The 20,163-nt window shown below is 35.8% G+C and carries 17 protein-coding genes and 1 tRNA gene; 15 read left to right on the forward strand and 3 right to left on the reverse strand.

Translation table 11 applies throughout. The annotated features are described in order from the left end of the window. Positions 1 to 218: 218 nt before the first annotated feature. Positions 219 to 407, forward strand: a complete 189-nt coding sequence (locus FS486_RS11835; RefSeq protein WP_260858094.1) for a helix-turn-helix domain-containing protein — start codon at positions 219 to 221, stop codon at positions 405 to 407. A gap of 176 nt (positions 408 to 583) precedes the next feature. Here FS486_RS11835 and FS486_RS11840 read toward each other — a convergent pair. Further along, positions 584 to 656, reverse strand: a tRNA-Val gene (locus tag FS486_RS11840). A 210-nt stretch (positions 657 to 866) separates the two neighbouring features. Here FS486_RS11840 and FS486_RS11845 point away from each other — a divergent pair. The 5 genes from FS486_RS11845 (at position 867) to FS486_RS11865 (ending at position 7,641) form a co-directional block, all read left to right on the forward strand. Beyond that, entirely contained in the window at positions 867 to 1,580 is a 714-nt protein-coding gene (locus FS486_RS11845; protein ID WP_144511639.1) for an EcsC family protein, read from the forward strand. A gap of 441 nt (positions 1,581 to 2,021) precedes the next feature. Further along, positions 2,022 to 3,926 (forward strand): endonuclease MutS2, encoded by a 1,905-nt coding sequence (locus FS486_RS11850; protein WP_144511641.1) that lies wholly within the window; start codon positions 2,022 to 2,024, stop codon positions 3,924 to 3,926. A 133-nt stretch (positions 3,927 to 4,059) separates the two neighbouring features. Then, positions 4,060 to 4,290, forward strand: coding sequence for a DUF1292 domain-containing protein (locus FS486_RS11855; protein ID WP_260858098.1), 231 nt, complete (start codon positions 4,060 to 4,062; stop codon positions 4,288 to 4,290). 215 nt (positions 4,291 to 4,505) lie between these two features. Next, positions 4,506 to 6,728 (forward strand): YcdB/YcdC domain-containing protein, encoded by a 2,223-nt coding sequence (locus FS486_RS11860; protein ID WP_144511645.1) that lies wholly within the window; start codon positions 4,506 to 4,508, stop codon positions 6,726 to 6,728. 196 nt (positions 6,729 to 6,924) lie between these two features. After that, positions 6,925 to 7,641 (forward strand): 3-ketoacyl-ACP reductase, encoded by a 717-nt coding sequence (locus FS486_RS11865; protein WP_144511647.1) that lies wholly within the window; start codon positions 6,925 to 6,927, stop codon positions 7,639 to 7,641. Between the two features lie 96 nt (positions 7,642 to 7,737). Here FS486_RS11865 and FS486_RS11870 read toward each other — a convergent pair whose 3' ends face one another. Next, positions 7,738 to 8,760 carry a DUF418 domain-containing protein gene (locus FS486_RS11870; protein WP_144511649.1) on the reverse strand — a complete coding sequence of 341 codons (1,023 nt, stop codon included), beginning with the start codon at positions 8,758 to 8,760 and terminating at the stop codon, positions 7,738 to 7,740. 1,218 nt (positions 8,761 to 9,978) lie between these two features. Here FS486_RS11870 and FS486_RS11875 point away from each other — a divergent pair. The 8 genes from FS486_RS11875 (at position 9,979) to FS486_RS11910 (ending at position 17,574) form a co-directional block, all read left to right on the forward strand. Continuing rightward, positions 9,979 to 10,575 (forward strand): GGDEF domain-containing protein, encoded by a 597-nt coding sequence (locus FS486_RS11875; RefSeq protein ID WP_260858095.1) that lies wholly within the window; start codon positions 9,979 to 9,981, stop codon positions 10,573 to 10,575. A gap of 131 nt (positions 10,576 to 10,706) precedes the next feature. Further along, the gene (gene kynU, locus FS486_RS11880) at positions 10,707 to 11,984 is read left to right on the forward strand and encodes a kynureninase (RefSeq protein WP_144511653.1); all 1,278 of its coding nucleotides are present in this window, start codon (positions 10,707 to 10,709) and stop codon (positions 11,982 to 11,984) included. 12 nt (positions 11,985 to 11,996) lie between these two features. Further along, complete coding sequence (gene kynA / locus FS486_RS11885; protein ID WP_144511655.1) at positions 11,997 to 12,851, forward strand: tryptophan 2,3-dioxygenase; 855 nt, start codon at positions 11,997 to 11,999, stop codon at positions 12,849 to 12,851. An 18-nt stretch (positions 12,852 to 12,869) separates the two neighbouring features. Beyond that, entirely contained in the window at positions 12,870 to 14,222 is a 1,353-nt protein-coding gene (locus FS486_RS11890; RefSeq protein WP_144511657.1) for a sodium-dependent transporter, read from the forward strand. A 2-nt stretch (positions 14,223 to 14,224) separates the two neighbouring features. After that, positions 14,225 to 14,851, forward strand: a complete 627-nt coding sequence (gene kynB, locus FS486_RS11895; protein ID WP_144511659.1) for an arylformamidase — start codon at positions 14,225 to 14,227, stop codon at positions 14,849 to 14,851. Between the two features lie 261 nt (positions 14,852 to 15,112). Then, a complete protein-coding gene (locus tag FS486_RS11900) occupies positions 15,113 to 16,498 on the forward strand; it encodes a protoporphyrinogen oxidase (protein WP_144511661.1) in 1,386 nt (461 codons plus the stop codon). Between the two features lie 134 nt (positions 16,499 to 16,632). After that, positions 16,633 to 16,959, forward strand: coding sequence for a nuclease-related domain-containing protein (locus tag FS486_RS11905; protein ID WP_144511663.1), 327 nt, complete (start codon positions 16,633 to 16,635; stop codon positions 16,957 to 16,959). A gap of 63 nt (positions 16,960 to 17,022) precedes the next feature. Continuing rightward, a complete protein-coding gene (locus FS486_RS11910) occupies positions 17,023 to 17,574 on the forward strand; it encodes a hypothetical protein (RefSeq protein WP_144511665.1) in 552 nt (183 codons plus the stop codon). Between the two features lie 225 nt (positions 17,575 to 17,799). Here the strand turns inward: FS486_RS11910 and FS486_RS11915 are convergent, their stop codons facing one another. After that, complete coding sequence (locus tag FS486_RS11915; RefSeq protein WP_144511667.1) at positions 17,800 to 18,003, reverse strand: twin-arginine translocase TatA/TatE family subunit; 204 nt, start codon at positions 18,001 to 18,003, stop codon at positions 17,800 to 17,802. Positions 18,004 to 18,465: 462 nt separating this feature from the next. On the opposite strand from FS486_RS11915, the gene FS486_RS11920 reads away from it, so the two are divergent. Then, entirely contained in the window at positions 18,466 to 20,115 is a 1,650-nt protein-coding gene (locus FS486_RS11920) for a sensor domain-containing protein (protein WP_186321433.1), read from the forward strand. Positions 20,116 to 20,163: the final 48 nt, after the last annotated feature.

Genomic DNA, 20,163 nt, shown 5'->3' on the forward strand with positions numbered 1-20,163 from the left:
AACTAGCACATCTCAAATCTATAGTTAACCGTTGATATTAAAGGATTTTGAGTGTGCCAAGTAGAAGTACTAGGGTAGTATTTGATTTGGTAGAGTAGTTGGTAGTTATATATTATTCGTTAAACGAAAAAATAGAACTTGTACAACAGAAAATTTTTTACTTAAACGAAAATGAGGTGTAGGTCATAGAACTAGAGGTAGAAATAAAATTACAACAGTTGTTAATAAAACACAAAATGACATATCAGGTACTTTCGAAGAAAACAGGATTAAATTTAAGAACTATTTCTGATTTAGCAAATAACAAAATGGAACGTATACCAAAAAAGGCAATTGGTAAAATAGCAACCGCATTAAACATTAAGGATATTCGCGAGATAATTGATTTTAAAATAGAGAAGAAATAATAAAAAACCTGCCAATAAATATAGACAGATTTTTAGTTCGTTTTTTGCTTAAAATAATCGTTTTTTTATAATTCGTCACACATCGGTCACACGACACCTAGAATCAATAAACAATGCGATTAAATTTGTGCATAAAAAAAGACCTAACGCCTTGATGCGAAAGGTTTTATGACATATGGTCCCGACTGGTCTCGAACCAGCGACCCCCACCTTGTCGAGGTGGTGCTCTCCCAACTGAGCTACAAGACCGTTTTCCAATAGCAATATGGAAAAAATACTTCTCCAATTATTATATAAGTTTAATCTAAAGAGTACAATACTTTAAACGACCGCATATTGATAAATATATCTCGCTACTGCTTCGGACGTATTTGTAAACACCACTAAAGCCCATTTAAAATAATTGATAAAGGACTATACTAAAAGGTATAGAGGTATCGTGTAGAAAGGGAAGATCAGATGGTTGATTATAACAAACAGGTCGAGCAAGAGCTTGACTCATGGAAATACAAAATGACCAAAAAGACCGGTCTTATAAGCCGGACGTCCAAGAATGTACAGAACAAAGTCAATAGTCTTATTCCAGAAAAATTTCATCATATAATGACGGAAAGTATTAAAAATATGGTGAAGGCAACGCTTGTAGGTTCAAATATTACGACTAAAAAAAGGCTTCCAGTAGAACTTAGCCTTTATGAACGCGACGAACTGCTTAAAGAAAAACTTTCTACGTTCAGAAAGACGGCTGTTATTGAAGGAGCAGGAACTGGGGCAGGGGGTATATTATTAGGACTTGCAGATTTTCCATTGCTATTGTCTATTAAAATGAAATTTCTATTTGAAGCTGCCAGTGTTTATGGATTCAATACTGATGAATATGAAGAGAGACTATTTTTATTGCATATTTTTCTGCTTGCCTTTTCTAGTGAGGAAAAACGAAAAGATACATTATATATCATCGAGAACTGGGAAAAACAAAAACATGAAATTGCAGACATGGACTGGCGAGACTTTCAACAGGAATATCGGGACCATATTGATTTAGTAAAAATGTTTCAATTATTACCTGGAATCGGAGCAGTCGTAGGAGCATTTGCTAACTATAATCTGCTTGATAAGCTTGGGGAAACGGCTATGAATTCTTACCGTTTACGTTTATTGCAAACTAGCTAGGCTTCTATCCAATTGACTCCCATACAATAAAATGCTATATTAAAAATATTCTTATAAAAGGTGTGGTGGGTATGTCAGAAGTAGGTATGAACTAATCTAATTTAGTTTAATAGGGCTTTTAAAAACTGGTTATAGACCAGGTTATTAAATATGCCTTGTTTCACAGTGTTTATAAAACATTGTGACTGCCTACCTTAAGACTGCCTCCTTTTCCATATACTCGTTTAACATGTTGATATGTTGAGACGAAGAGCATGGCGGGATTTGTCCTGTCATGCTTTTTTTCTTTCCGTTCTTTTTGTCGATGAGAAAACAGTGTTGAAATGAATTTCAACGCTGGTGCCCGCAGGAGCTTTCTACCCATTTTTATGTTTAATCGTAAAAATGGAAAGGTAGGAGAATTCTTTGCGGGCATCTTTGATTATTTAAGGAGGATCACACATGAATACAATGACATTTGAAAAATTACAATATAACGAACTAATAGAAATAGTGAAATCTTTTTGTGTAAGTAGCTTAGGGAAAGAATTGATCGATAAGCTTCAACCGAGTACGAACAGCAAAGTTGTTACGAATAGACTAAATGAGACGACTGAAGCGAGGAAACTATTGGATGCGGAAAGTCACCTCCCACTAAAAGGCATCACCAATATAAATCATCAAATGGATAAGCTTGAAAAAGGGATGATTCTAGGTCCTTCTGAGTTAGTAGCTATTTCGGATTTTTTAAGAGGCTGTCGAATTATTAAGAAGTTTATGGTGGATAAAGAATTTTTTGCTCCAGTATTACATGCTTATGCCTACTCGATGATGGAATTTACAAGTATTGAGGAAAATATAAATTATTCTATTAGGGGAAGTAGTGTTGATTCCGAAGCTAGTAAGGAATTAAAGCGTATCCGGAATTCTATTGCGAAGACGGAGGATAAAATAGAAGAACGGCTAAACAAGTTTTTGAAAAGCACAGCAAATAAAGAGTATATTCAAGAATTCTTTATAAGTAAAAAAGATGATCGTTTTACAATTCCTATTAAGGCTTCCTACAAAAATCAAGTGGATGGAACAATTATTGAGGCGTCATCGAAAGGATCCACTGTATTTATCGAACCTGCAGCAATATCAAAATTAAATGCAGAGCTAGCTACTCTAAAAGCAGAAGAATCAATGGAAGAATATCAAATTTTAGCTACATTATCAGGAAGTATTCTAGAGGAAATCAAACAAATTACTATTAATATCGAACTTATTGGGCAGTACGACATGATTTTTGCTAAGGCGAAGTTTAGTAAAAGTATAGATGGAATAGCGCCGAAGCTAAATAATCATGGATATATTAAACTGAATAAATGTAAGCATCCTCTCTTGCCTAAGAATAGTGTGCCATTAGATTTTGAAATTGGAGATAACTATCGTAGTTTAATTATTACTGGGCCAAATGCTGGTGGAAAAACAGTTGTTTTGAAAACAATAGGACTGCTAACACTAGCTGTCATGTCAGGTTTTCATATTGAAGCGGATGAGGGTACGGAAATCGCAGTTTTTGATCAGCTTTTCGTCGATATAGGGGACAATCAAAGTATTGAAAATTCACTTAGCACTTTTTCCTCTCATATGAAAAATATAGCTGAAATTATGCATGCTTCAACAAATAACACGCTTCTTCTCTTTGATGAAATTGGAAGTGGGACCGAACCGAATGAGGGAGCTGCGTTAGCTATTGCAATTCTTGAGGAGTTTTATCAAATGGGCTGTATAACCGTTGCGACCACTCACTACGGAGAAATTAAACGCTACTCAGAAATTCATAACGACTTCATGAATGCCGCGATGCAATTTAATAGTGAGGCATTAGAGCCATTGTATAAACTTTTGATCGGTAAGTCAGGAGATAGTAATGCACTTTGGATTTCTAAGAAAATGAATGTACGTGAAAATGTTTTGCAAAAAGCTCAGCATTATATAAACGATAAAAACTACGACTTAAAGCTTGTAAAAGACAGCAAAGTGAGAAAACCGAAAGAAATGCCTGTTCACCTGGAGGCTATTTATGATTATAAAGTAGGAGACAGGGTGAAGTTATTAGAGCATGATGACTTTGGTATCATATATAAGATAAAAGATAACCTTAATAATGTGTTAGTGTTCTATAAAGATGAAGTATTGAAAGTAAACGCAAAAAGGATTGAACTGGAAGGGAAAGAAACCGATTTATATCCGGAGGGATATGATTTAAACACATTATTTGTTAGTTACGCGGAACGAAAATTTCAACATGATATAGAAAGAGGTTCAAAAAAAGCGTTGAAAAAGGTATCAAGAGATCTTAGAAAAAAGATGAATGAATAGGGTACTCTTTATTTTTTGCTAAAAAGTTTAGAATGTAAGATAATTCGTATGTAGTACAAAAAGGAACTTTGCGGAAATGGAGGGAATTCGATTGGAAGAAAATACAGGTAAAATTGAAGTTGGTCAAATTTTCATGGTATTAGATGAGGATGACCAAGAGCAAGAAATGGAAGTACTGGGATTGTTAACTGTAGAGGAAGTAGAATACGCTGCTGTCGGTTTTGTAGAAGATATTCAAGAAGAATCGGATGAAGATATTGATGTATTCTTTTTCCGAGTAGCAGACGAAGAATTGTCCTTTATCGACTCAGACGAGGAATTTGAAAAGGTTTCCGCTGCATTTGAGGAAGCAGAAGAACAATAGAAGATAGAACCAAAAGAAGGGAGGATTGTTACTCCCTTCTTTTTTTATATTTACAAAATGGGCATGTTCTCTCTTTACTAAACATAGAATCTATAGAAATTGTTTGCGGGCACCAAGAAAGGGAGAAAATATCATAAATATAAAAATTCCCTTATTCCCAATTTACAGAATTTAATGTACAATTTAGAGAATATGATATTAGGAGGATTATTTTGGTGAATTTTAAGAAAGTTGGAACTATCTTAACGTCTTCTGTATTAACTTTTGGAATGTTTTCTTCGATGGCAAGTGCCGCAGGTCCGGTGAATGAGCAACAAGTACAAATTCAAATTGCTGCGACAGATGCAGTTTTCACAAAAAATGATTTGATAAAGAAGTTTCATGAATTGTTTCCAAATAAGTTTACCTTTTTAACGAATAGTGATTTTCATATGAGTGGTGCTCACATTTATACGGAAGATGATACTGTGCGATATGATTTATCGTTTAATAAAATGGTCGAAGGAAAACGATTGTCGGGTAGTGTAATGTTTGTTGGAGATAAATTAGAAATTGAGCAATTTTACTTTCAGCCGTTAATTGAAAAAGATGCTTTATTTCCTGCAAAGGTTTCAAAAGAAGAAGCAAAGAAAATTGCGGATGACTTCGTAAAGAAATTTATCAATGGTGAGGAATATAAGCCTGAAACAAATCCTTATAACTATTTTCCACAACAAATATTGACTGAACCGATTCGTTATTCATTCTCTTATGCTCGTACAAAAGATCAAGTATCGATTGCAGACCAAAGAATAGAAATATCAGTTCTTGGAAATGGAGAAGTCGTTAACTTCTACAAAATTCCTACGAAAGTAGAGGCGTCAACTTTTGATGATGCGAAACAAGTAAAAGATAAAAAGGAAATTTTAGAAAAAGTAAAAGAAAATCTATTAGTTGATTTGCAATATCAAATAGATATGGATTATCAAACTGGTGAACGTAGTGTGAAACTCGTCTATCAACCTACTACAAAAGTGCAAGGTGTCAATGCATCTTCTGGCAAGTGGCTAACTGGAAAAGGGTATACAGATGATGTTCCTAAGCAGACTAAAATTGAAAAGCTTTCAGCTAATCCACTCCCACCAAAACAAAATGGCATCACTGTAGAGGAAGCAAAAAAAATTGCAGAAAAATTTCTTAGCGTGAAATCTGATAAAGTGAAATTATCCATTGAATCAATAAGCGAAATAGAAAATTATAACGGACAACCAGTTATTAGCATACAGTATATGTATCAATATAAGAATGGTGGATCTGGAACGAACTTGTTAATAAATAAACAGACAGGGGAAGTTATTCAATATCACGATATGACGGGTCATATCCTAGATGAAATTGGAGAGAAACCTAAAGAAGAGAAGGCCATTTCTCAAGAAGAAGCACTCGCACAAGCGACTAAGTATGTAAAGGAATGGATACCATCCTATTTACACAACTACGCTATGCCGGTTGAAGAACCTTATTATGATGACAGGTTAGGAACTTATCAATTTTATTTCCCACGAATTGTAAATGGTATTATAGTGATAGGAGATCAAATTAATGTAGGCATAGCTTCTGATGGTTCTTTAACTAGTCTGAATGTAGATTATCAAGAAGTAGAAAAATGGCCAGCAATTGATAAAGTTATCTCTAAAGAAGCAGCTACTGCTAAATTGAAGGATTCGTTAAGCCTAAAACTTACTTATATGAAAAAAGATTATAATCAAGAGAATCATCACTACGATTTAGTGTATTTACCTGTGTATAACGAAGAAGCGTTTACTTATCTAGATGCCAACACAGGTGAATGGAATAGCTTGAACGGGATGAAAGTTTCACCAGTCATTTCCCACCCTTGGGCAGAAGAGGAGCTTAACTATCTTATTAATGCAAAGGTTTTAGATATTAAAGATCCTAAAAAGTTTAATGGGGATGCCTCTATTTCAAAAGGGGAAGCATTAAAAGTGATTATGAATTCCCTCACTTATTTTTATGCAGGTTATTACGGTGAAAGAGAAGAGTCAAAACAAACTTTTGACAATATAGACTCTAAACACCCTCTATATCAACCAATAGAACGAGCGGTTGAAATGGGGATTATTCAACCAACTAGTAAGAACTTTGACGTTGATTCTTCGATTAAACGTGAGGAATTAGCGGCTTGGTATATTCGAGTTCTTGGACTAGAGCAAGCGGCAAAACATAGTGATATTTATAAGCTTGGGTTTGCGGATGCGAGCAAAGTAAAAAAAGAATACACTGGTTATGTTGCTTTAGCTAGTTCATTGGGAATATTAGAGCCTGATAAAAATAACTTTGGTCCTGCTCGTGAAGTGACGTATGCGGAGTTGGCTGTTTCTACGATTCGCCTAGCGCATGAAATGTCAGAAAAAAGAAATGGTATGGGATATTATTAATATATAACCAAGCTAGATCCATGCAACCCTATGCATGGATCTTTTTTGTTGTTTAACGAGGAATTACATAAAAGATAAGGCGTCTCCAATTCTTAATAGAATTATCTAAAACAGATTAGTATACATTTCAACTAGTGGACGTTACCCTATATATGTATGATTGTACATAATCTATTCGATAAAGGAGAGATGACAAATGCAAGCAATTCTAGGTAAAACAGCCCTTATTACAGGAGCGGGTCGTGGAATTGGAAAAGCAACAGCAATCGCATTTGCAAAAGAAGGGATTCATGTTGGACTATTAGGTCGCACAATGGAAAACTTAGAAAAGGTAGCAGTTGAACTAAAAGAGTTTGGTGTAAAGGTTTCCATGGCAACTGCAGATGTTGCTAATATGGATTCTGTCAATCAAGCTGTAGCTAAAATTCGAGAAGAACTCGGTTCCATCGATATTTTAGTTAATAACGCGGGTATATCGAAGTTTGGAAATTTCCTTGACGTGGATCCAGAGGACTGGGCGAAAATTATTCAAGTGAATGTCATGGGTGTGTATTATGTGACAAGAGCAGTACTGCCTGAGATGATCGAAAGAAAAACAGGAGATATCATCAATATTTCCTCTACCGCTGGTCAAAAAGGTGCACCTGTAACAAGTGCTTATAGCGCATCAAAAGCTGCTGTAATTGCATTAAGCGAATCGTTAATGCTCGAGGTAAGAAAGCATAATGTACGCGTAGTTACATTAACACCAAGTACAGTTGCTACAGATATGGCAGTTGAGCTAAACTTAACTGATGGAAATCCAGAAAAAGTAATGCAACCTGAAGACATCGCAGATTTCATGGTTGGTCAACTTAAAATGAATCCAAGAATCCTTCTAAAGAGTGCCGGATTATGGTCAACAAATCCGTAAATTTGGAAATAAACAAGCGAAAAAGGGAAAGCGACATACATTGCTTTTCCCTTTTTAACAGAAAAATTGGGTCTCCACACCTATAAAGAATTGTTTTTATTTTCTTCTCAACGGTACAACCCTCCAATAAGTAACTATTCGCCATACCCACTCAAGTGGCCCCATCACGAAAAAGCGTAGCCAAATCATGCTAAAAACCAGTTGAAAAGCATAGATGAACAAGCATATGAATAGCGTATCGATATAACTCAATTGAGAAGGGATAAATAGTTTTGATGCTATTAATATAAAGATAGTTTGTCCTAAATAATTGGTAAACGCCATACGTCCATAATACTTTAATGGGGCAAAGAGCATCTGGAATATTTTTAATCTTAGCAGCACTAATAGAAAACCAACATAGAAAGCGGATAATAATGGCCCAACAGTGATTCCAATTTTTAAAAATGTACTTGCTTCGTCAAGTGATCCATCTTCATTTGCAAATATCATATTGAAGAAAGGGATAGCGGGGATGCTTTGAAATTGAATATAAAAACCGATTGAACCGATTAGCAATGCGATTAAGGTAAAAATAGTTAGTTGTTTTGTTTTAGATGCAAGATTTTCAAATACACCATACTGGCCGCAAACTAGTCCCAATAACATTAATGGTAGTATAAGAGCCGCTTTGAACGCTAAAAGTGCGAAGGTTATTAAAAGTATAAGACCAACTGCAAGATTAATCCTTTTATTGACTTTATAAAAAGAAAGTACTATAAAACCGATAACTGAGTAAAACAATAATGCTTCACCTGGATGGAATAGCGCATGTATAAACCCTACAAGAAATAATACAATAAGTCGACGCGTAAATAGAATATAGGCTTTCTCACCTTTAGCAATTGCACGAGATAGAAATAGATAGATACCTACTCCAAACAAAAAAGAGAATATCGTAAAAAATCTGCCTTCTACAAACAAATATAAAAATCTTTGATAACTTGCATCTAGTGTATTAGGGGCAGGAACATTTATGTTCAACAATGCAAGTATATTGACCAAAATGATTCCTAATAATGCAAAACCCCTTAAATAATCAAGATCATCAATCCGCCTACTCCATCCATTTTCTTTCATTCATCATTCCCCTTTTCCATTTATTTCGTTTTACAGCACATCTGTCTATTCTCCCTTTTAGTAATAAAAGAAGGGAGTTTACTATTTTTGTTTTGGTTCGTTTATTAGGGATAGTGTGTCCTAAGGAAGTGTCCGCTTGGATTTCCGCTGCAGGACGGACGCTTTCCATGGGGTGAGTGATGAGCCTTCACCGCCCGCTTTGGCATTCGATGTGAAGTCTCATCTTACTCACTTGATCCCACTGGAGTCGCCGCCCTTTTCGTTCCAATCCCTCAAAAAAGATGCTTTTATCTGTATTTATTAGCCATTAAAAGTGAGGAAATGGCTTAGCGAGACCAAATAGCTCGTGAAAGCAACCAATTCAACGGGAAACGCAACCAGTTTGAGCTTGAAAGCAACCAAATTGACAACGAGTGCAACCAATTCTCCACGCAAAGGCTAGCAGACACTAATTGCCAGGCACTTTACTTGAAGTCTCCACTTAATTTACATGGATTAGAACGCACATTAAAATTTGCGCAACATATCAGAAGTTACTCGCAACTTTCAAGACCAGCTTCGCAATATTTTGATAGGATGAAACTTTTACGTTTGGATGGCAACAAATTTACGACACATAGTCCCTATCATGTCGGAAGATTATAATCGGTTTTCTCCCAATAAACTTGCTATGTAAGGAATTAGTTGCTTTCAACTGCGATTTGGTTACCATTAGCAATTTTCTGATAACAGACATTACTTAACTGCATTTTTTCGAAAATCAGTGTTGAGGAAGCAAGCCGTTTTCTATTGGTTTTCGTAGTAGGCGGCGACTCCTGCCGAATGAGTGGGCAAATGAGACAGCCAAACGACGCCTAAGCGGCGGGGGTGGCTCATCGCTCACCCGGCGGAAAGCGTCCGACTGCTACGAAAATCATAGCGGTCACTCTAAGACGCAGTATTTCTATAACAGGGCATCGGACATTAATCTTTATTTAGGGAAATGGAAGGCCGTGTTTAAATAGATTCATTTATGGCGTCCTTTTCCAAAGATTCTTTGTTATGGACGAGATATACGAAGAATAGTTTCAATTATGCGTGACAAGAAATATAGGTGTAAATTAGCGTTATTGAAAGAATTTGGTATATAATGTATGATAGTTTTTATGGACAAAAATACATAAGCAGGTGGGGTAAATGCACTACCATGGAAGGATATCGTCAATTGGAGTAGTTTTATTGTTTAACTTACTTCGTTATTTTTATTATCATCTATATTTAGCATTGCCTTTTAAATGGACTTTTTTCATTTTGACGGGCATCTTTTTGGTTATTGCTTGGTGGTGTGGAAAGCAATTTGATAAAGTAAAATACTTGTCTGAAAAAGATCCATTAACAGGTACCTATAATCGTAGGAAGGTAGAGCAGTCTTTCCATAAAGCTGCTAAAATATGTGAACAAAAAAATCAATCTTTAGGGGTTATTATGTTGGATCTTAATAATTTTAAAGAAGTAAATGATCAATACGGTCATCAAAAAGGTGATGAATTACTCATTCAAACTGCATCCACATTAAATAAATTTGTCATGAAAAATGATGTAGTTGCAAGATGGGGCGGAGACGAATTTATCATTCTAGTTTCCAATGTACAAGAAAACTTTGCTACCAATTATGTACAGAAACTTCAAAGAGAGCTTTCAGAGTATAGTTCTATGACTTTTTCAAACGTTAGTGCTTCCATTGGATATGCCATTTATCCTCAACAAGGAAACAGTTTTCAAAAGTTAATAAAAGAAGCTGATGCAAAAATGTATAAAGAAAAAAGGGACAAGTAGGCTGTTACTTGTCCCTTTTTATAGCTATCACTTGTGAATCCCTTATTTCATTGACACTACGTCACTTAAAACATATCATTAATTTAACTAGATGGAATATTTAGACTAATCTTCAGGCGGGGTGTTAAGAGATGGAGCGAAATAAATCGTTAGAGTATGCAAAAAAACTTGATGAACAAGATAGTTTACAAGGCTATCGTGATGAGTTTTATTTGCAGCGTGATGTTGTTTATATGGATGGGAATTCTTTAGGGTTATTGTCTAAAAGAGCAGAGAAATCATTATTAGCAATGCTTGAATCTTGGAAGACATTGGGGATAGATGGATGGACACAAGGAGAGAATCCGTGGTTTTATTTTTCAGAGAAGTTAGGGGGAATGTGTGCCCCGCTTGTTGGTGCGTCAACAGAAGAAGTGATGATAACGGGTTCCACGACTTCGAATCTCCATCAATTGATCGCCAGTTTCTATCAACCGAAGGATAATCGTACAAAAATTTTAGCGGATGAGTTGAATTTCCCTTCTGATTTGTATGCAATTAGCAGCCAGCTTTCTTTGCACGGGTATAATCCCCAGGAGCATATGAAGTTGGTAAAGAGTCGAGATGGTTATACATTAAGTGAAGTAGATATTATTGAAGCAATGACAGATGATGTGGCTCTTATTGTTTTACCAGCTGTTTTGTATCGAAGTGGGCAAATTCTGGATATGAAATTACTAACAACTGCTGCGCATGAAAGAAATATTCCAATAGGCTTTGACTTATGTCATTCCATAGGCTCCATCACACATCAGTTAAGTGACTGGAATGTGGACTTTGCTTTTTGGTGTAATTATAAGCATTTAAATGGGGGGCCAGGCGCTGTTGGGGGATTGTATATAAATCGAAAGTATTTCGGACAAAAACCAGGTCTTGCGGGTTGGTTTGGTTCTGATAAAGAAAAACAGTTCGATTTAGAAGTTAATATGACACCTGCAATGAATGCAGGTGCTTATCAAATTGGAACTCCTAGTATTTTAAGTGCAGCACCATTACATGGATCATTAGAAATGTTTGCGGAAGCAGGTATTGCTACCGTGCGCGAGAAATCATTAAAACTAACTGATTATATGATGTTCTTAATAGAAGAAGAGTTGGAGGATTATAAATTTACAATTGCCAATCCGAAAGAACAAAATCGCCGTGGAGGTCATGTATTTTTGGTGCATGAAGAAGCAGCTCGTATTTGCAAAGCGCTAAAGGAGGAAGGAGTCATTCCAGACTTCCGTTCGCCAAATGGTATTCGTTTAGCCCCCGTTGCATTATATAATTCTTTTGAAGATGTATGGCAAACAGTGCAAATTTTAAAGAAGATTATGAAAGAGGAACTATATAATAAATACGAAAACAAGCGGGATGTTGTTGCTTAATAGGAGGATTAGATGGAAGAGAATCGTACGAATCTAGATGAGAAGCAAAAAAGTGAAAAAGGAATATACACAGACTTTCGTAATGATATGACATACGGTGAGTATTTGCAGTTAGATAGTATTTTATCTAGTCAAAAAAGATTATCAGGTCATCATGATGAGATGTTGTTTATCATCATTCATCAAGTAAGTGAGCTTTGGATGAAGTTAATTTTACATGAGTTAACTAGTGCTATTCAAGCGATCCAGGAAGATAAGATGCAGGCCGCTTTTAAAATGCTAGCACGTGTCACGAAAATTCAAACACAGATTATTCAAGCTTGGGATGTACTTTCGACATTAACCCCTGCTGAGTATTTAGAGTTTCGTGATAAACTCGGAAAAGCATCTGGGTTTCAATCATACCAGTACCGACAAATTGAGTTTGCGCTCGGCTATAAAACAAAACATATTTTAAAGATTTACGAAAAAGATACCGTCTTACATGAACAGTTGGATAAAGCGTTTCATGCACCAAGCATTTACGACGTCTCCATCCAAGCACTGGAAAAAGCAGGATTCCATATCAATCCATCCGTCGTTAATCGAAACTTTTCTGTCACGTACGAGGGAGACGAAACAGTTGCGAACGCTTGGAAAGAAGTATATCGAAACGTAGACAAATATTGGAACTTGTATCAGCTTGCAGAAAAATTAGTCGATGTGGAAGATTGGCTACAACAGTGGCGCTTCCGTCATATGAAAACTGTTGAGCGTATTATTGGTTTTAAAACTGGTACAGGTGGTTCATCCGGTGTGAATTATTTACGAAAAGTGCTAGATCATCGATTTTTCCCAGAGTTGTGGGATTTGAGAACGAGCCTTTAAGAAGAAAGAAGGAAGTATATGAATTCAAATAGAGGACAATGGTCAACAAAACTAGGCTTTATTCTATCTTCAGCAGGGGCTGCGATAGGCTTAGGAGCTATTTGGAAACTGCCATATGTCACTGGTCAAAGTGGTGGAGGAGCATTCTTTTTAATCTTTGTCTGTTTAACGCTATTAATTGGACTACCGATGCTAATCTCCGAGTTTATCATCGGACGAGGATCTGGAGAAGAAGCGATCACTGCTTATAAAAAATTAGTGCCCAAAAGTGCATGGGTATGGATTGGACGACTTGGTGTAGTTGGTTGCTTTCTCTTATTATCTTTCTATAGTGTAGTAGGGGGCTGGATTTTAGTATATAGTGGCATGTCTGTGGTTGGAAATGTTATTACAGACGGAACAAGTTCAGAAGCGTTGTTTGGCACTATCATTGGCACTCCTTGGATTACGATAATCGGATTGTTGATATTTACGTTACTAAACATTTTGATTATTTCCTCTGGTATCCAAAATGGGATTGAAAAAGCTAATAAATTTATGATGCCATTATTATTCATTTTTTTCCTTATACTCGTTATTCGCTCGTTGACGATTGATGGTGCAATGGAAGGTGTGAAATTCTTTCTGTCGCCAGATTTTTCGAAAACCACTGGTGAATCGATTCTATATGCACTAGGGCAATCTTTTTTTGCATTAGCGGTTGGATTTTCCTGTATGGTCACTTATAGCTCTTATTTAAAGAAAGATGTGAGCTTACCCTATTCAGCAGGTTCAGTTGTACTGATGAATATTTTTGTATCCCTCCTTGCAGGTTTAGCGATTTTCCCCGTCGTCTTTGCATTTGGATTTGAGCCTACGGAAGGTCCTGGCTTATTATTTATCATACTACCAGCTGTATTTGGCCAAATGCCATTTGGGGAATTATTTTTATCCTTATTTTTAATTCTATTTTTATTTGCTACATTGACTTCATCCTTTAGTATGTATGAAATAATTGTTGCAGCAATTCTAGAGAAATGGAAGAATAGACGTAAAATGATTACGTGGATAATAGGGGGGATAATTTTCGTTGCATCTATCCCATCCGCATTATCATCCAGTATTCTTCAAAATGTTACGATTTTTGGAAAAAGTGTATTTGACGCAACTGATTTTCTTGTAAGTAATATGATGCTTCCTCTTGGAAATCTCCTCATTGCTATTTTCATCGTTCATAAAATGAACAAAGTATTGGTGCAGGAGGAGTTTATATTAAGCAGTGCGTTAAATCCATTATTTTATACGTCTTGGCGCTTTTTAATGACGTGGATTGTACCTGTTGTAATCGTAATTGTATTAGTTTATTCACTTCTACCTATTTTAGGAGGATGACAATGGAGAAACGATGGATAGATATTTCACAACCTTTTACAAATAATATCGGAACCTGGCCAGGTGATACCCCTTTTCAATTTGAACTCGCATATTCGAAAAAGCAGACCGGTTCTGTCAATATTGGTCGTTTTACTACAAGTATGCATACAGGGACTCATGCCGATGCGCCATTTCATTTCGACGATGATGCACCGACGATTGAACAACTTGACGTCAATATTTATATAGGTACTGCTAAGGTGGTAGATGTCACAGGATTGAAGTCCATCGGAAGAGAAGAATTACAGGCGTTTGAACTAGATGGAGTGGAGCGTCTACTTTTAAAAACGACTAATATAGTTAACGTAGAACGGTTTCCAAAACAAGTTCCTGAATTTAAAGAGGATATAGGTGCTTTTTTACAGGAAAAAGGGATTTTTTTAATCGGCGTCGATCAACCGTCTGTAGATGCTTTAGATAGTAAAGAAATGTCCGCACACCATTCGCTTTATCAACATGGCGTGCATATTTTGGAAAACTTACTTTTACAAGACGTGATGCCGGGGGACTATGAATTGATTGCTTTACCATTAAAGATTCAAGGTGCAGATGGTAGTCCGGTTCGAGCGGTTCTGCGTGCAATGTAAGAAACAGGAAAAGCTTTTATTAGCGATGTTAGCTAGTGAAAGCTTTTTCTTTATAGACAGACAACCTCTATAAAATGACCAACTCTTTAAAATAATCGGTTATGATATTGCGTAAGTTTGTCCAAAGTACTAAATTTGACGAAACTGTAAACTGCTGAGGATTTCCAAGTGAATAGTGAGTTAAATCATACCTGTTGTTTTCAATAACGTTTATACTAGAGGTAGTGAGTGACACCGGACTTAGGACAGGGAGTGAACATTTTGAAAAAAATCGTTGTAATAGGCGGAGGGATTACTGGACTTTCCACCATGCATTATTTGCAAAAACATAAAATGGATCAGGCATTGGATATTGAGCTGACTTTAGTGGAATCCAATGATTATTTAGGTGGAAAAATTCACTCAGTGCATAACTCATCGTTTATTATGGAGACAGGGGCAGATTCCATTGTTGCGCGAAATGGTGGAGTAATGCCTTTAGTAGAAGAGTTAAACTTACAAGACGAGCTCGTTTATAATGCAACGGGTATTTCTTACATTTATACAAATAATGAGCTACACGCGATTCCTTTAGATACAATATTTGGCATACCAACTAGTGAGGATTCATTGAAAAGCAGCACATTAGTTTCAGAGGAAGGCAAAGAGGCTGCTTTGAAAGACTTTTATTTGCCAAACGAAAACTTTACAAAGGAAAGTTCGATTGGATCTTTTCTTGAGCATTTCTTAGGGAAAGAATTAGTTGAAAAACAAATTGCACCTGTATTATCAGGTGTTTATTCAGGAGATTTAAATAAGCTTACGATGGCCTCGACATTGCCTTATTTGATTGATTATAAAGAGAAATACGGTAGTATTATTAAAGGGTTAGGGGCAAATAGAGAGCAGTTTCTAGCAGCTGCCAATAAAAAATTTATCTCTTTTAAAAATGGTCTCTCCACTTTGATAAATCGCTTAGAAGAGAAGCTTGATGACTCTATCATTTTAAAAGGTATACACACAACAAAGGTTTCCCAAAAGGACGGGAGATATGAAATCTCTTTTTCCAACCACGAGTCTTTGGAAGCTGATTATGTTGTCTTAACAACTCCCCACAATGTGGCACAATCTATAATGCAAAAAGAGGATTTGGACGCTGATTTTAATAAAATGAAAAATTCATCGCTTATTAGCATTTATCTTGGTTTTGATATCCCAGATGATCAGCTTCCCGCCGAAGGTACCGGCTTTATCGTCTCCGAAAATAGTGATGTGAAATGTAATGCATGTACGTGGACAAGTAGAAAATGGAAGCATACATCTGAAAACAGCCATTTGCTCGTTCGAATGTTTTATAAAAGCACCAATCCCGCATTCGAAGAGATGAAGTATATGAGCGAGCAAGAGTTGGTTGAAGTTGCTTTACAGGATATCGAAAAGAGTATGAACATAAATGGTGAGCCCCAAGTTGTCGAAGTGACCAAATGGAATGACTTAATGCCCAATTATCGCTTAGAACATGGACAAGCGGTTAAATCTTTACAGGAGAAGATGTCAGTTAAATTGCCTAATGTGTTACTTGCAGGTTGTTCTTATTACGGAGTTGGTATTGGTGCTTGTATTAAAAATGGTAAAGAAACAGCGGAATTGATAATAGAAGGAATTTAATTTTATATAACAAGGTAGGATCAAAATTCATTTTTGATCCTATTTTTATTGAAATAATGAAATTGTTCGTGTTTTGGTGAAATTTACAACTTTGTAATATGTGATACGATGCGGTTGGGGGTGGTCAATTAATCGTGAAAGCAAGGACCCAGGATTATGGATTTAATGGATTGTCATTATTAAATAGACGTTTGCCAGATAAGCATGGGATGAAGGAAATAATAAGTAATAAGATGCATTCAGCGGGAGCCAGAATTCGTGGAGAAGAGAAAGTAGATGAGATGTTTCAAAAGTATTCTTTTCCTTTTGAATATATTGTCCTGCATGACGTAGACTTAGAATCATATGGTAAATTTCAAATAGACACAGTTTTTTTGACGAAGTATTTTATAGTTATTTTAGAGAGTAAAAGTATTGGTGGAAAGCTTCGATTTAAGCAGCATCCTCTTCAACTGGAGTGAGAAAGTGATGAAAAGACAGATGTATTTGAAAGTCCAGAAGTTCAGATCGAGCGTAATATTTATTTGTTCGAAGAATGGTTACGTTTACGTGGAGTAAAGATTCCTATTTTTGGAGTGATTGTGTTAACGAATTCTAAAGTAATGGTGGTTGAGTCTCCTGTTAAATATCCTGTTATTCTTCATAGCACAATTCCAGTCTTTCTTAAGAATATCGCCAGACAGAAGGTTCATATAGAGGTAGGAGAATTACAAGCATTAGCAGAAAAAATCAAGGAGAATCATCAACCGTTTTTTCCTTATCCAATGTGTGAAAGATGGGGGATAGATCCGAATGATCTGCTGACAGGTGTGTTTTGTGGAAAATGTGGAGCTCGAGGAATGATTAAAAGAAAAAATGGTTGGAACTGTGTATGTTGTAGTTATTTTGATCGTTCTGCTCATATAAATGCAATTCGAGAGTGGTTTGTTTTAATTGGAAAGAGCATAAATAATCGGCAGTGCCGTTACTTTTTAAAGTTGGAATCTCCCTATGTTGCTTCAAGAATTCTTAGATCAATGAACTTGGATAGAGAGGGGACATCGAATAATACGCTCGTGTATAAGTGGAAATGGTAAATCGCTCGATCTTTTCCGCGAATCGTTCGAACTCTCCCAACAATCGCTTCATCTTCTTAAAATATCGCTCCATCTCATATCTAGTATGTCCTAATTTAGTGGTAGACAAATAAATAAAAGAAAACACAGTACGCAGAGTTTATCTGTGACTGTGTTTTTTACTGGGAGTCGCTTTTAACCGGGGGAAGAGAAGAATATTCGACCCCAAAATAGCCGCTACATGTATTATTTTTTCTTTTTAACCTCTAAATCATCTTCTAATTTGAATTCATCTGTGACGTCATCCATTATTTCTTTGGTAGAAGTTTTGAATTCTTTTAAAGTTTGTCCGACGGCTCTACCTAATTGAGGTAGCTTACTTGGACCGAAAATGATCAAAGCTAAAGCTAATACGATTATTAAACCCGGTACACCGATATTTGGCAAAATATTTCCCTCCCTATAGCAAGCATTCTTACTATTAACTAATTTGAATTTTTTTATACCCTTTATTTAACTAATTTAAACAAATCACTTGTGGTTCGTTTAAAAAATAGTGAAGTTTGGAAACTTGTAATTAGGGTATTAATAGTATAAAATACCTAATTTGATTGAGGGTCTTAGTATCTATACAATTTTAGTGTAGGAATGGTTACTTTTGGATTCAATATTACATTTTTATAAAAGAGAGATTTAAAATAGACAATAATAAAAAGTAGTGATTAAATATTCCGACAGGACTGTTGTACAAGAGAGTTATTTCTCACAAATAGAAATGATTTTATCCTTCCCGATTAAGTGGTATAAAAAACCTTTCTATCTTCTTCAATTATTATGTAAACATCTATTTTTAAAAATATACTCTTTATTGGATTAAGTTCTCTATCAATTAATATGGAAGGAAAATTTATTATGAAAAGATTATTTAATAGTATTTCTATTGATGTTTATCGCTCTTTAATCGAAAATAATCCAGACGCAATTTTCTTATTAGATGAAAATGGAATAGTCTTGGACGTTAATAGTGCAGTTGCTACTATATTTGGCTATTCTCACTCTGAAACAATAGATTTATATTATCCAGATATACTGATCCCAAATGTAGATTATAATGTCAAACAATTAATAGATAGCTCATGGAACGGGGAATCTAGTGCCTACCAAGCAAACGCCTATCATAAAAATGGTTGTCTTCTTCATTTACATATTAAAAACGTGCCGATGCAAGAAGAGGGAAGAACGGTCGGTGTTATGGTTGTAGCCAAGGATGAAACGGAACTTTTTCAAATGCGCCTAGCATTACAAGAGACTTCTGAAAAGCTTAACTCTATATTTAATTCATCAGCGGACGCAATAGATATTATAGATGTAAATGGAGATGTCTTAGCCGTGAATCCTGCATTCGAAAAAATGTATGGATGGGATAAAGAGGAGGTTATAGGGAGGCAGCTGCCGACAATTCCTAAGAGCCGTTGGAATGCGGCGGAAGAAAGACGTGAGAAAGCAATATTAGGAGAATATACAAAAGACCTAGAAGTGGATTGCTTAAAAAAAGATGGTACATCTATTGATGTTAGCATAACTGTCTCACCTCTCTTGGATAGCGAAGATAAAGTGGTTGGCTTCTTAGGGATATCCCGCGATATCACGGAAAGAAAAATATTATTAGAGTCATTGATCCGTAGTGAAGAAAAGTACCGATTAATAGCAGACAATATGACAGATTTAGTTTCAATCATCGATCAAAAAGGAATGTTTAAGTATATTTCTCCATCTTTTCAATCCGTTTTAGGATTTCCTATAGAAGATTTGGAAGGTACAAAAACACGTGATCATGTGCATCCTGAGGATTTACATCATATTATTCCCCGTTTTAGATCGCTATTAAGCACAGCTAGTTCAGAACGAGCAGAGTTTAGGATAAAGCATAAAACAAAGGGGTGGTTATGGGTAGAAGCTAAGGCAACTTTTTTTATGGATGAAGAACACGGTAACCCATTTTTGCTAGTCGTTTCCCGTGATATTGAAGAACGAAAAAAATTACAGGAAGAACTAAAATCTATGGCTTTTCATGATGGGCTAACAGGCTTACCGAATCGTAGACTGTTTGGACAAAAAATGAAACAAGCTATTAAAGAAGCGAAAAGAAATAATCAGAAGTTTGCATTATTGTATATGGATATAGATAAATTTAAAAGGATAAATGACAACTTAGGGCATTCAATTGGAGATAAATTACTAAAGTTGTTTGGTGAAAGAGTTAGCACCTGCTTACGTGAAAGTGACATAATTGCACGACAAGGAGGGGATGAATTCACGGCTCTCCTACTCGATTTGAAGAATAGGGAAGACGCGCAAGTATGTGCCAAGAGGATATTGGAAAGTTTACAGCAAGAATGGATAATTGACAATCATACCTTCATAACCACTTCAAGTATCGGTATTGCCCTTTATCCAGATGACGGAATAGATATGGATACGTTGATGGTTCATGCGGATAAAGCCCTATACACCGCGAAAAAAAGCGGTCGTAACACATACCGACTATTTGATAACATATAACACTTTATAAATGGATGAAAGGTGTCGAAATAAATTGAATATTGTGTT

This window comes from Bacillus sp. FJAT-22090 (assembly GCF_007676755.1).
Lineage (GTDB): Bacteria > Bacillota > Bacilli > Bacillales_A > Planococcaceae > Psychrobacillus.

Excerpts from the sequence above, each read along its gene's own strand:
- FS486_RS11920 (WP_186321433.1), top strand. The coding sequence starts at position 18,466 with ATGAAAAGATTATTTAATAGTATTTCTATTGATGTTTATCGCTCTTTA.
- FS486_RS11850 (WP_144511641.1), top strand. The coding sequence starts at position 2,022 with ATGAATACAATGACATTTGAAAAATTACAATATAACGAACTAATAGAA.
- FS486_RS11855 (WP_260858098.1), top strand. The coding sequence starts at position 4,060 with ATGGTATTAGATGAGGATGACCAAGAGCAAGAAATGGAAGTACTGGGA.
- FS486_RS11890 (WP_144511657.1), top strand. The coding sequence starts at position 12,870 with ATGAATTCAAATAGAGGACAATGGTCAACAAAACTAGGCTTTATTCTA.
- kynU (WP_144511653.1), top strand. The coding sequence starts at position 10,707 with ATGGAGCGAAATAAATCGTTAGAGTATGCAAAAAAACTTGATGAACAA.
- FS486_RS11865 (WP_144511647.1), top strand. The coding sequence starts at position 6,925 with ATGCAAGCAATTCTAGGTAAAACAGCCCTTATTACAGGAGCGGGTCGT.
- FS486_RS11870 (WP_144511649.1), bottom strand. The coding sequence starts at position 8,760 with ATGAAAGAAAATGGATGGAGTAGGCGGATTGATGATCTTGATTATTTA.
- kynB (WP_144511659.1), top strand. The coding sequence starts at position 14,225 with ATGGAGAAACGATGGATAGATATTTCACAACCTTTTACAAATAATATC.
- FS486_RS11845 (WP_144511639.1), top strand. The coding sequence starts at position 867 with ATGGTTGATTATAACAAACAGGTCGAGCAAGAGCTTGACTCATGGAAA.
- kynA (WP_144511655.1), top strand. The coding sequence starts at position 11,997 with ATGGAAGAGAATCGTACGAATCTAGATGAGAAGCAAAAAAGTGAAAAA.